Here is a 12,717-nt window from a genome sequence, read left to right as displayed (position 1 = left end):
AACGGCGGTCTCAGCCGCGGGCGGGAGGGACAGAGGTGACGGGATCCCGAAGCTCATCAGCCCGCGTCTCGTCGACCCGCTCCCCGTCGGCCCCGCCGACCCGTGCCTCGCCCTGGAAGCCGATCTCTCGGAAGGCGATCTCGTAGCCGAGCTTCTCGTTGATGCTGATCATCCAGGGGTTCACGTGCGAGTTCCAGGTGACCAGGCGCTCGAGGTCGGGGAACGCCTGCGTGAGCCGACGATGATTGGCGACCTTCAGAGCGAGGCCCAGGCGATGGCCGCGGTGGCCGGGCATGACCAGCGTGTTCTCCTGCCAGCCGACCGTCGTGCCCGCCGAGCCCTGGACGTGGATCTCGCTGTGGGCGGCGATGGACCCGTCGGGCGCCAGGGCGACGGCGATCAGCACGCGGGTGCCCGCGTCGGCCCGGCGCTTCTCGAAGGTGCGGATCCGCTCGGGCGTGTACTGCGGCGCCTCGTACTCGAAGTCCTCGTCGGGGTCGTCGAGATCGAGCTGGCGCAGCACGATGCCGAACGAGGCGAGGTGCTCCTCGGGAATCGCGTCGTCCCACAGGCGGATCTCGTACCCGTCGGTCTTCTCGGCGGCCTCGGCGGCGAGCTCGTCGAGCAGAGACGTCGGGACCGGGAGGGCGAGGGTGCGGCAGACGCCCATCGTCCTGCGCTCCAGGCCGAGACGCGCGGCGATGCGTCGGGTGGGCAGGGCCGGGTCGTCGGGGTCGCCCTCGGCGGGGATCTCGCCCCAGTAGGACACCTGATGACGGCCGGATGCGGCGATGGCGGGCAGCAGGGCCTGCTCGATCATGGCGGTCGCGACGCCGTGCCCGCGATAGGCGGGGTGGACGACGAGCCCCAGGTCGACGGCGTCGAGGTTCTCCTTCCGTGCCAGGTGGACCGTGCACAGGCCGACGACGCTCGCGCCGCCGTCCATCGGCTCCACCTCGGCGACCCAGCGATGCACGGTCCAGTAGGGGGTGTCGGCGAGGATCGCGCGGCGCTGGGCGACGGTGTGCTTGTCGACCGCGCCGAAGAGGTCGCGGTCATTGGCCTCGTCGAGCGCGTTCAGCTGCTCGAGCATGCCGGGCTCGTCGACGTTCAGCGGGCGGACGGTGATCTCCATGAGCGCCAGTCGACCACGCGGTGAGCAGGGCGTCCACGGAATATCGGTGGTCCGGCGCGGGCGTGACACCGTCGGTGTCTCGTGGTCCCGCGGGACCGATGCCGCAGGTAGCCTGTCCTGACGCCCGACGCCGTCGTCCAGACGTCATCACGTGCCGCCCCCACGTCGGACCACTGGAGGTCCCCATGCCCGAGCTCGCCCAGGGCTCCTTCCCGCATCTGCTCTCGCCCCTGGATCTGGGCCCGTTCACCGTGCCGAACCGGCTGGTCATGGGGTCGATGCACGTCGGTCTCGAGGATGAGGAGGCCGACGCCCCGAAACTCGCCGCGCACCTCGCCGAGCGGGCCCGCGGTGGCGTCGGGCTGATCGTCACGGGCGGGTACTCGCCGAACCTCAGCGGACGCCTCACCCCGCACGGTGCGCAGATCCGGCCGCGCCGGATGGACACGCACCGCCTGGTCACGCGGGACGTCCACGAGGCGGGCGGACGCATCGTCCTGCAGCTCCTGCACGCGGGCCGGTACTCCTTCCACCCCCTCGCGGCGGCACCGTCGGCCGGGAAGTCCCCGATCACCCCGTTCCGCGCGCGGGCGCTCACCCGCGCCGGGGTGCGGCGCACGATCGCCGACTTCGCGCGGGCCGCGCGGGCGGGCGTCGAGGCCGGGTACGACGGCGTCGAGATCATGGGGTCCGAGGGATACCTGCTCAACCAGTTCCTCGCCCCGCGCACCAACCGCCGGCGCGACCGCTTCGGCCGCACCGCCGAGGACCGCCGCGCCGTGCCGCTGGCCGTCGCGACCGCCGTGCGCGAGGCGATCGGCCCGCGCGCCCTGCTCACCTACCGCATCTCACTGCTCGATCTCGTGCCCGAGGGCCAGGACTGGGAGGAGACGCTCGCGCTCGCCCACGCGCTCGAGGAGATCGGCGTGGACGTGCTCTCCACCGGGATCGGCTGGCACGAGGCCCGCGTCCCCACGATCGCGACGTCCGTGCCGTCGGGCGCGTTCGTCGAGGTCAGCCGACGTCTGCGGACGAGCGTCGACGTGCCCGTGGTCGCCTCGAACCGCCTGCACGACCCGCGCCTCGCCGAGTCCGTGATCGCCGACGGGTCCGCCGACCTCGTCTCCATGGCGCGCCAGCTCCTCGCCGATCCGCAGCTGCCCGCGAAGCTCGCGAGCGGGCGCGAGCGCGAGGTCGTCTCGTGCATCTCCTGCAACCAGGCGTGCCTGGACAAGGTGTTCTCCGGCGAGCGCGCGAGCTGCCTGGTGAATCCGCGCGCCGCCCGCGAGACCGAGCTGACCCTGCTGCCCGCGCCGGTGCCGCGCCGACGGCAGGTGGCGGTCGTCGGCGGCGGACCGGCAGGGCTCGAGGCCGCCGTCGCCGCGGGCGAACGCGGCCACGTGGTCACCCTGTTCGAAGCGTCCTCGCAGCTCGGGGGCCAGTTCCTGTTCGCCTCCCGCATCCCCGGCAAGGAGGCGTACGCCGAGGCGCTGCGCTCCTGGCAGTCGCGGCTCGCCGCCGAGGGCGTGGACGTGAAGCTCGAGACGCGGCCCGACGCGGAGGCCCTGCGCGGCTTCGACGACGTCATCATCGCGACCGGGGTCCGTCCGCGCGTGCTGGATCTCCCCGGATTCGCGACGGCGGAAGGACCGGCGGCGCGCGACGGCGCGGACGGAACGTCGACGAACGAGGCCGGGGCCGAGGGCCCCCAGGTGCTGAGCTACGCCCAGCTGCTCTCGATGCCGCGCCACGAGGCCCTCGCGGCGGTCGGCGAGCGCGTCGCCATCATCGGCGCCGGCGGCATCGGCGTGGACGTCGCCGAGTTCCTCACCGCCCCCGAGCCGTCCCTCACCGAGGACCCGCCCGCCTGGCGCGAGCGCTGGGGAATGGCCGATCCGGCCGCGTTCCGCGGAGGCCTCGCCCCGTCGGCCGCATCGACACCGACCACGCCGTCCGCCGGGCTCGCCCCGTCGGCCCTCGCCGTCGCGGACCCTCCCCAGGCGGAGGCGACGTCCTCCGTTGTGGCCGATCCCCACGCAGCACCGGCCCGCCCCCGCGAGGTGCACCTGCTGCAGCGCAAGAGCTCGAAGATCGGGAAGGGACTGGGCCGCACGACCGGCTGGGTGCACCGCGCCGAGCTGCGCCACGCCGGGATCATCGAGCACCGCGGCGTCGCCTACCGCAGCGTGGACGCCTTCGGTCTGCACGTCACCGAGGGACAGCCCGAGGGCCGGCCCGAGGAGCAGGACGCGGAGTCCCGGGAGCGCGTGATCGCCGTGGACACCGTCGTGATCTGCGCGGGCCAGGTCTCCGAGCGAACCCTCGCCGACGAGCTGCTCGCCCTGCAGGGCGAGGATGCGCCGCGCGTGCATGTCATCGGCGGAGCCGACGTCGCCGCCGAGCTCGACGCCGAGCGCGCCATCCGCCAGGCCGTCGAGACCGCCGCCGCGCTCTGAGGCCGCCGCCGGGCCGAGGTCGGCCGGGCGGGTCCGGCCCGAGCTCGCGCAGGCGGTCACGTCCGCCTCTTGCTACCGTGCTGATCGGCGCTCTCGCGCCGCATCCAGTCCCCGTGGAGGAGATCCCGCCATGCCCGCTGCCGCCTCCCCGCGGATCGTCCTCACCGACTTCGACGGCACCTTCGCCGACCACGGCGTCGTGCCCGAGTCCCACATCGAGGCGACCCGACGTGCCCGCGCGAACGGGCACACGGTGCTGCTGAGCACGGGGCGCGCGATCTGCATGGTGCCGCGCGCCGTGCGCGAGCTCTTCGACGGCGCGATCACGGGCGCCGGAGCGGTCGTCGAGATCGGCGGCGAGCGCCTGTGCGATCACCTGGTGCCCGAGGACGTCGGCCGGCGCGCGACCGAGGTGCTGCTGGACCACGGCGTCGGCTTCGCCCTCGAGGCCTCCGACGCGATCTTCACGACCCCGCACACCGCGGAGGTGATGCGGGCGCGGCTCTCCGACGGCGGACGCGCCGAGCGCAACGCCCGCGAGATCCTCGCCTCCGTGCAGACCCCGGACGATCTCACCGCCCACCGCTTCGCGAAGATCTCCGTGTGGGGCAGCCCGGTCCCCATGGAGGTGCTCGCGCGCGAGATCGGGCCCGCCCTGCGGCCGCTGCCGAACTCCGTGGCGACCGACGACTCCCACGCCGGGGAGCTGCAGCTGGTCGACGTCGACAAGGCCGACGGCATGCGGCTGCTCCTCGAGCACCTGGGGGCCGACGTCTCCGCCGCGATCGCCGTGGGCGACGGCATGAACGACCTGGGCATGCTCGATGCCGCCGGCACCGCGGTCGCGATCGACGGCGGCGCGTCGGCCCTGCTCGAGCATGCCGACCTCGTGGTCCCGCCGCCGAGCGGGAACGGCTTCGCCCTCGCCCTGGACCGGCTCGGACTGCTCTGACCGCTCGGGCCCGTCGGCCCCTTCATCTCCTTCACTCCCAGCTCCTCCACTCCCCCGCCCCTTCCTCGTCTCCGACTCCCCTCCTCCTCACCCCGTCCCACCGAAAGGACCGGCCCATGCGCCCGCTGCACCTCGAGAACGCGACCGTGATGGTGACCGGTGCGAGCTCCGGCCTGGGCGTCGAGTTCGCCCACCAGCTGGCCGCCCGCGGCGCCGACCTCGTGCTCGTCGCCCGCCGCGCCGACCGCCTCGCCGAGGTCGCCTCGCAGATCGGCTCCGCGCACGGCGTCACCGTCACGACGCTGACCATGGACCTCGCGCGCGAGGGCGCCGCGGCCGCGCTGCGCCGCGACCTCACCCAGCGCGGCATCACCCTCACCGGGCTCGTGAACAATGCGGGCTTCGGGTACTCCGGCGCCCTGCACCAGGTCGACGACGAGCGCACCCTCGAGATGGTGCGCCTGAACGTCGACGCGCTCGTGGACCTCACCGCGACGTTCCTCCCCGACCTGCGCGCGAGCGGGAACGGGATCCTCGTGAACCTCGCGAGCCTCGCCGCCTTCCAGCCGAACCCCGGCCTCGCCGTCTACGGCGCCTCCAAGGCCTTCGTCCTGAACTTCACCCAGGCGCTGTGGGAGGAGTCGCGCTCCGCCGGTCTGCGTGTGCTCGCCCTCTGCCCCGGCCCCGCGAAGACCGAGTTCTTCGAGGTCGCGGGCGAGGCGGCCGCGGCGGGCCTGCCGCGCATGGAGCCGGACGAGGTCGTCGAGGCCGCCCTCAAGGCGCTCTCGCGGCGCCACCCGCCGTCGACCGTGGTGCCCGGGATGGCGAACACCGCGATGGCGCAGCTGACGCGTCGCGTGCTGCCCACGCGTCTGGTGGCCTCCACGGTGGGCCGGATGATGCGGCGCGGCGAGGTGCTCGGAGAGGCGCACGGCCAGGAGCGTTGACCCTCCCCTCGGGGCAGGGACCAGCGTGCGGGGTGCGGGAGATCCCCGCACCGGAGAATCCGGGGCATCATGCCCGGGCGCACTGCCCGGCACGACGAGGAGCCGCACGATGGGAACCGACGGACAGGACGCTCGCAGACGCATCGCAGCCGAGGACGTCCTCGGCATCGGGGAGCTGGCCCGCCGCAGCGGGCTGAGCCCGAAGGCGCTGCGCCTGTACGACGCCTCCGACCTGCTGCCGCCGCGGCACGTGGACCCGTTCACGGGGTACCGACGCTACGGCGCCGACCAGGTGGGGCGCGCCCTGCTCATCGCCCGTCTGCGCGGACTCGGCATGGGGCTCGAGCGGATCCGCGTGATCTGCGACCTCCCCGAGGACGCCGCCGGCCAGGAGCTGCGCTCCTGGTGGCTGCAGGAGCAGGCCGACGCCCGCACCCGCAGCGCCGAGGTGGCCTCGCTGCTCACGGACCTCCGGACGCTCCCGAAGGAGGAGAGTCCCATGACCACCGACCACACCGAGCGCAGCGCGCTCACCGGGCACACCGCTGATCGCACGAACGCATCCGCCGCCGTCCGCGTCGCGCACGTCCTCGAGCAGGGCGCCGTGCGCGCGACGCAGCAGGACGCCGTGCACATCCAGGACCTGCCCGGCGAGCGCCTCCTGCTCGCGATCGCCGACGGCTTCGGGGCCGACGACGACCTCTCGGGCCGCCTGCTCGACGCCCTCGGCGAGGGCCTGCGCGCGGCACTCAGCGGCGCGGACCCCGTTGACGGCGCCGGCTCGGAGGCGACTTCCGACCCCGACGTCCTCACCGCTCTCGAGTCCGCGTGGGCAGCGCTGCCGGACCTGCTCCCGGCCGACGGCGCCTCCGGCGCAGCCCTCATCGCGGCGGTCATCGACGGCGAGCGCCTCGTGCTCGCCCACCTCGGCGACGGCCGGGCACTGCTGGTGCGCGAAGGGCACGTGGAGCCGCTGACCAGGGATCACACGCAGGTCGCGTCGCTGGTGGCGGCGGGGAGGCTCACCGAGGAGGAGGCCGCGGCGGATCCAGGGCGCGCCGTGCTGAACCGCGCGCTCGCGGCCGGTGCCCCCACCGCGCCGGACCTCATCGTGCGCACCCTCGTCGCGGGCGACCGGCTCGTGCTCATGAGCGACGGGATCCACGCGGTCCTGAGCCCGGAGGTGCTCGGCGAAGTGCTGCTCGCCGGTGCCGCGCCGGAGCGGACGGCCCAGGACCTTGCCCGTCGGACGCTCGAGGCGGGCGCGCCGGACAATCTCGCCGCGATCGTCGCCGACCTCGGCTGAACGGGCGCGGGGCCGGCGCCGGGCGCGCGCGGCCCCGCGCTCACCCCTCGCTCTGGGCGTCCTGCAGGACCTCCTTGGCGATGGGGCCGGCGGTGGTCGCGCCGTAGCCGCCGTCCTCGACGAAGGCCACCACGACCACGTCGCCCTGGGCGACGACGACCCACGAGTGGAGCTTGGCGTCCCCGTTCTCGTCGGTCCACTCGGCGGTGCCGGTCTTGCCGATGATCTGATCGCCCTTGACGTCCCCGAAGGTGCTCTTGAGCGTGCCCTCGGTGACCACGCCGTGGAGCATGTCCTGCAGCTGGGAGGTCTCGTCCTCCGTGAGCGGGTTGTCGGCCTCGGGGGCCTTCGAGTCGTCGTCCGCGAGGATGCGCGGCCGCACCGTCGAGCCGTTCTGGATGCTCGAGAGCACGGTCGCCATGCTCAGCGGCGAGGTGAGCACGCGGCCCTGGCCCATCATGTCCGCGGCATGCTCGACGCCCGAGTCGTCGGGGTCGACCTTCCCCATGAAGGCGCTGCTGAGCCCCTCGGGCGCGTCCTGGCCGATGCCCAGGGTGGTCGCGGCGTCGGCCAGCTTGTCCTGGGAGACCGTGTCGTACTGCAGCAGCATCGCGGTGTTGCAGGAGTGCGCGATCGCGGTGGCCAGGGACATCTTCCCGAACAGGCTCTTGTCCATCGAGTCGGCGTTCTTGAAGGAGCGGCCCTCGACGCTCGCGGTCGCGGGGCACTCGACGGTCGTGTCGGGGGTGTCGCCGGCGCGCAGCAGGGACAGCGCGGTCACTGTCTTGAAGGTCGAGCCGGGCGCGTACTGGCCGACGAGGCCCACCGGGTAGGACTGGCCCGTCGGTCCGAGCGCTGAGGCCAGGACGTCCCCGGTCGAGGGCTGCATGACGACGACGGCGCTCGCGGAGTCCTGGTCCGCGATGGCCTCGGTGGCCTTCTTCTGCAGGTCGGTGTCGAGCGTGGTCTCCACGTCCTTGCCCGCGGTCGCGTCCGTCGCGTGGAGCTTCCGCTCCTTGCCGGTCTTCGGGTCCGCCGCGACGACCTCGACGCCCGGGGTGCCGACGAGGGAGTCGCGCTCGGCCGCGGCGACCCCGCCGCTGCCCACCATGTCGCCCTCGACGATCTTGCCGTCGGACTCATCGATGTCCTCCTTCGTGGCCTCGCGCAGCGAGCCGAGGACGCCCGGGGCGAAGTCCTTGGTGACCGCGAGCGGCTGGGTCTCCTTCTCCTCGTGGTACCCGGGGACGTCGGCCGCCTTCCCCAGCGGGTAGTCGTCCACGGCGCTCTCGCGGATCGTGAGGGCGGGGACGAAGGCCTTCTCCCCCGCGCTCTTCACGGAGGCGGCGAAGGTGTCGGCGTCGATGCCGAGGAGATCGGCGAGCTTCTTCGCGGCGTCCTGCTGCTGGTCGGCGTCGACCTGGGTCTTGTCGATGCCGAGCACACGGACCTCGCGCGGGCCGTAGAGGTCGTCGCCGTCGCGGTCGGTGATCGAGCCGAGGTCGCCCTGGACGGTGCGCAGCGAGACGGTCTCGTCGGCCGTGAGGTCCGGGGCGAGCTCGGAGGGATCCAGGCTCGCGGCCCAGGTGTCCCCGTCCTCGGTGAGGGTCGCGGTGGTGGTGTAGTCCCAGGTCCCGGCGTCGTGCGGGAGGGTCCAGCTCCAGTCGAGGGTCGCCGTGCGCGTCCCGTCGTCCCCCTTCTCGACCTTCGAGACGTCGACGCTGGGCGCCTTCCCGGTGGCGTCCTGGAGGTCGCCGAGGGCCTTCTCCCGCTCCTTCTTCGCGCCGGAGGCATCGGTGCCCGTGAGCGTCACGCCGCTGAAGTCACCGCTCGCGAGGGCTGCGGCCAGCGCCTTCGCCTCCTTCGACCCGTCGCCCGCGCGGTCGCGGACGATGAAGAAGGCGGCGATCAGGGCGAGGACCACCACGGCGGAGATCCCCGCGATGATCGGCCCGCGACGACGGCGGGTGGGTGTGGGCTCGGAGGGGGAGGAAGCAGACGCCATGCGCTCCATCGTCCTGCACCCTGCTGGGATCCGTCCACAGATGCACAGGACCTGCACGGCGCGGCGGATAGGTTGGAGGGGTGAGCGACCCCCAGCCGCCCCTCCGGTCCGCCGCCCTCCGGGCGGCGGCGCCCGTGGCGGCGCGCGCGATCGTCGGGACCCGTCGGCTCGTGCTGGCCGACGCACTGGTCGGGATCGCGCTCACCCTCGTCCTCGCGGTGCCCCTGGCCTCGACCATCTCCATCGGTCTCTGGGGTGATCAGCTCGCCGGCGACCCCACCGGCAATCCCGACGACGGGGTCGGAGTGTTCCTCGCCTGGCTCGGGATGAGCCTGCTGGCCCTGGTCGTCGCTGCGCTCCTGGCGATCGCGGCGCTCGTGCTCGACATCCTGGTGCTGATCCGCTCCCTCGAGCTCACCACCGGGCGCCTCGGGGCGGTGGTGCGCGGAGGTCGCCGGCTGCTGTTCGCGCTGCTCGGCGCCTGCGGGATCGTCACGACCCCCGTCCTCGGCCTGCTCTGCCTGGTGCCCGCGCCGGTGCTCGGTCCCGGGACGGCGACCGACTCCGTGCTGCTCGTCCTGCTGGGGCTCGCGTTCGCCGCGCCGATCATGTGCCGCCTGCTCATGATCGCGTTCTCCCACGAACTGGCGATCATCGGCCTCGCGGCGCCGCCGCGGGCACGGCAGATCACCGCCGGCCCGCACCCGTAGACCCGCACCCCTAGACTCGGGCCATGCCCCGCGTGCTGCACACCGCCCAGGCTCTCGTGGACCTCGTCGTCGAGGTGCCCGCGCTGCCGCCGCGCGGCGGCAACGTGAACGCCGCCGACGCCCGTCGCTTCGCGGGCGGCGCGGTGAACATCCTGGTCGCCGCCGCCCGCGCCGGCGCCGAGGCCGTCCACGGCGGCGCCCACGGCACCGGGCCGAACGGGGACCTTGTGCGCGAGGCCCTCGCGGCCGACGGGGTCGCTCTCGCGACCCCGCCGATCCAGGACGAGGACACCGCCGAGTGCATCGTCCTGGTCGAGCCGAGCGCCGAGCGCACCTTCGTCACCGGCTACGGCGCCGAACGGCGCATCACCGCGGCCTCCCTCGCCCGGCTGGACCCGCAGTCCGGCGATCTGCTGTGCCTCTCGGGCTACAGCTTCTTCCCGCCCACCCGCGACCCGCTCCTGGAGTGGCTCGAGCAGATCCCACGCGGCGTCGAGGTCGTGCTGGACCCCGGCGCGCCCTTCGCCTCCTTCGACGAGGAGCTGCGCGAGCGCGTGCTGCGGCTCGTGACCGTGTGGACCTCGAACGCGGACGAGGCGCTCGCGCTCACCGACCGCGACGGCATCGAGGACACCCCGGAGGCCCTCCACCGGCGGATCCGCCCGGGAGGCGTCGTGATCGTGCGCGACGGCGAGCGCGGCTGCACCGTCTTCCACCACGGCCGCGGCACCGCGCTGCCCGGATTCCCGCAGACCCCCGTGGACACCAACGGCGCGGGCGACACCCACACCGGCGTGCTGCTCGCGGAGCGCGCCCTCGGCGCGGACTGGGAGACCGCGGCGACCCGCGCGAACGCGGCCGCGGCGATCAAGGTGACCCGGCGCGGGCCCGCGACCGCGCCCACGCGCGCCGAGGTCGACGCCTTCCTCGCGTGAGCGGTTGCGCTCCTCGCGTGAGCGGGCGCGCGGGCGGGCCGGCCGCCCGAGCGGGCCGGGCACGTGGGGCGGGACGGGTGCGCGAGTGGGCGGAGCGACCCCGGCTGAGCGCGTCGGCCGATCCGCGGTCCCGCCCGCCGGACGCACTCAGGATCTGTGGAGTGGGACACGTTACGATGGCGTAGCCCGATCGCGAACGCACGCATCGACAGCCCCCACCTTCGACTTCCTCCGCGGTGCCCTCGCGCCGTCGGCCCTCGCGCGCCGACGCGACGTCCGCTGCCGCGGACGCCCCATCGGCCCGCCCACCGCACGAACACCGCACCACGCCCCGCACGCCACCACGCCCCGTCGGTCGCCCCATCACGCGACCACGCCATCACGCCACCACGTCTTCGAGGAGGAGCATCCATGGCGGCCCAGCCCGACCTCCATGCGTCGTCCCCGCGCACCCTCACCCTGCACGACTTCACCGCCACCTCGATCACCGGCGAGGAGGTCCCGCTCGAGCGGTACCGCGGGCAGCTCGTGCTCGTGGTGAACACGGCCTCGCGCTGCCTGTTCACCCCTCAGCTGCGCGACCTCGAGGACCTTCACCGCAGGCACCACGACGAGGGCTTCTCCGTCCTCGGCTTCCCCTCCGACCAGTTCCACCAGGAGCTCGAGGAGGACGAGCAGATCGAGGTGTTCTGCTCCGACAACTTCGACGTCACCTTCCCGATGTTCTCGACGGTGAAGGTCAACGGCCCCGAGGCGCACCCGGTGTTCTCGTGGTTGCAGACGCAGAAGGGCGGTCTCATCGGCGGCCGCATCAGCTGGAACTTCACGAAGTTCCTCGTCTCGCCCGAGGGCCAGGTGCTGCGCCGCTACGCGCCGCCCGTGCCGCCATCGCGCATCGAGCGCCGGATCCGCGAGGAGCTCGGGGCCGGCGGAGCCTGACGCGACCTGGGCCGATCCCCTCCCCACTGGTAGCGTGACCTGAGTCCCATCCCGCGCGATCGCGCCGGATGCACATGCACAACGAGAGGGGATCCCATGGAGGGGGCCATTGCCGTCCTCATCGTGATCGTCGTCCTGGTGGTCGTCCTGGCCATCCTTGCGGCGCTTCTGTTCGGGGGCCTGCGCACCAGCATCATGTTCACGGTGCACACGCAGGAGAACGTGATCGTCGAGCGCTTCGGGAAGTTCAAGCGCGTCGCCACGCCCGGCCTGAACGTCAAGGCGCCGTTCGTCGACTCCACGACCCGGCCGATCTCGCTGCGCATCCAGCAGCTCGAGGTCAACATCGAGTCCAAGACCAAGGACAACGTGTTCGTGACGGTGCCGGTCGCGGTGCAGTACGTCATCAAGGAGGACCAGGTCGTCGACGCCTACTACCGGCTGTCGAACCCTGAGAACCAGATCCGGTCGTACGTCTTCGACACGGTGCGCTCGGCGCTGTCGGGCCTCGAGCTCGACGAGGCGTTCGAGTCGAAGGACGACATCGCCCGCAGCGTCGAGAACACGCTGAGCGAGCGCATGCGCGAGTTCGGCTTCAACATCGTGAACACCCTGGTGCAGGACATCTCGCCCGACCAGCGTGTGCGCGACTCGATGAACTCGATCAACGCCGCCCAGCGCGACCGCGTCGCCGCGCAGTCCCTCGCCGAGGCCGACAAGATCAAGCGCGTCACCCAGGCCGAGGCGGAGGCCGAGTCCAAGCGCCTGCAGGGCGAGGGCGTGGCCGCGCAGCGCAAGGCGATCGCCATGGGCATCGCCGAGCAGTACGAGATGCTGCGCAAGGTGGGCATCGAGTCCAGCGCGGAGCAGCTGCTGCTGATGACGCAGTACTTCGACACCATGCAGGACGTGGCCCGCAACGGCCGCTCCAACGTGCTGTTCCTGCCCTCGAATCCCGGCACCGTCGGGTCGATGGGCGATGAGATCCGCACCGCGATGCTCCAGGCGCAGGCCGCACAGGACGCCTCGGACGCCGGTGAAGGGCACGCGTCCGCGCAGGCCGACGCGGGTCGCCGCGAGCAGGCCGAGGCGGCCCGTCGCGCGGCCGCCTCGCGCGCTGCCGAGGCCAAGGCCGATGCGCAGCGCGCCGCCCAGAACGCCCAGCAGCAGGCCCAGGGCGGGAACGGCGGCAAGGGCGGCCAGCAGCCGCCGTGGGCGCACCCCGGCCAGCAGGGCTGACACCACAGGAGCGGGCCGGCGCCGCCCGCTCCCGCCCCGGTCGCGGATCCGGTATCGCACCGGGGCGAGCATTCGGCGTAGCAGGAGGTCGGG

10 protein-coding genes are annotated in these 12,717 nt (G+C 73.3%); 8 read left to right on the top strand and 2 right to left on the bottom strand.

What is annotated here, in order from left to right:
- Window positions 1-10 precede the first annotated feature (10 nt).
- Entirely contained in the window at window positions 11-1,135 is a 1,125-nt protein-coding gene (locus tag M4486_RS17270; RefSeq protein ID WP_249478561.1) for a GNAT family N-acetyltransferase, read from the bottom strand.
- Between the two features lie 185 nt (window positions 1,136-1,320).
- Here M4486_RS17270 and M4486_RS17265 point away from each other — a divergent pair, with 185 nt between their 5' ends.
- The 4 genes from M4486_RS17265 (at window position 1,321) to M4486_RS17250 (ending at window position 6,796) form a co-directional block, all read left to right on the top strand.
- A complete protein-coding gene (locus M4486_RS17265) occupies window positions 1,321-3,591 on the top strand; it encodes an NADPH-dependent 2,4-dienoyl-CoA reductase (RefSeq protein WP_249478560.1) in 2,271 nt (756 codons plus the stop codon).
- A gap of 130 nt (window positions 3,592-3,721) precedes the next feature.
- On the top strand, window positions 3,722-4,543 hold the full coding sequence (locus M4486_RS17260; RefSeq protein ID WP_249478559.1) for an HAD-IIB family hydrolase: 822 nt from the start codon (window positions 3,722-3,724) through the stop codon (window positions 4,541-4,543).
- A gap of 116 nt (window positions 4,544-4,659) precedes the next feature.
- Window positions 4,660-5,490, top strand: a complete 831-nt coding sequence (locus tag M4486_RS17255) for an SDR family NAD(P)-dependent oxidoreductase (protein ID WP_249478558.1) — start codon at window positions 4,660-4,662, stop codon at window positions 5,488-5,490.
- Window positions 5,491-5,599: 109 nt separating this feature from the next.
- Window positions 5,600-6,796, top strand: coding sequence for a MerR family transcriptional regulator (locus M4486_RS17250; RefSeq protein ID WP_249478557.1), 1,197 nt, complete (start codon window positions 5,600-5,602; stop codon window positions 6,794-6,796).
- A gap of 40 nt (window positions 6,797-6,836) precedes the next feature.
- Here the strand turns inward: M4486_RS17250 and M4486_RS17245 are convergent, their stop codons facing one another.
- Window positions 6,837-8,801, bottom strand: coding sequence for a penicillin-binding transpeptidase domain-containing protein (locus M4486_RS17245; RefSeq protein ID WP_249478556.1), 1,965 nt, complete (start codon window positions 8,799-8,801; stop codon window positions 6,837-6,839).
- Window positions 8,802-8,881: 80 nt separating this feature from the next.
- Here M4486_RS17245 and M4486_RS17240 point away from each other — a divergent pair, with 80 nt between their 5' ends.
- The 4 genes from M4486_RS17240 to M4486_RS17225 all read left to right on the top strand — a co-directional run bounded on the left by M4486_RS17240 (window position 8,882) and on the right by M4486_RS17225 (window position 12,624).
- Entirely contained in the window at window positions 8,882-9,511 is a 630-nt protein-coding gene (locus tag M4486_RS17240; RefSeq protein WP_249478555.1) for a hypothetical protein, read from the top strand.
- A gap of 23 nt (window positions 9,512-9,534) precedes the next feature.
- A complete protein-coding gene (locus tag M4486_RS17235; protein ID WP_249478554.1) occupies window positions 9,535-10,446 on the top strand; it encodes a PfkB family carbohydrate kinase in 912 nt (303 codons plus the stop codon).
- 411 nt (window positions 10,447-10,857) lie between these two features.
- Window positions 10,858-11,385, top strand: a complete 528-nt coding sequence (locus M4486_RS17230; RefSeq protein ID WP_249478553.1) for a glutathione peroxidase — start codon at window positions 10,858-10,860, stop codon at window positions 11,383-11,385.
- 96 nt (window positions 11,386-11,481) lie between these two features.
- Complete coding sequence (locus M4486_RS17225) at window positions 11,482-12,624, top strand: SPFH domain-containing protein (protein ID WP_249478552.1); 1,143 nt, start codon at window positions 11,482-11,484, stop codon at window positions 12,622-12,624.
- Window positions 12,625-12,717: the final 93 nt, after the last annotated feature.

This window comes from Brachybacterium kimchii, assembly GCF_023373525.1.
Lineage (GTDB): Bacteria > Actinomycetota > Actinomycetes > Actinomycetales > Dermabacteraceae > Brachybacterium > Brachybacterium kimchii.
This window is presented reverse-complemented; position numbering and strand designations above follow the sequence as displayed.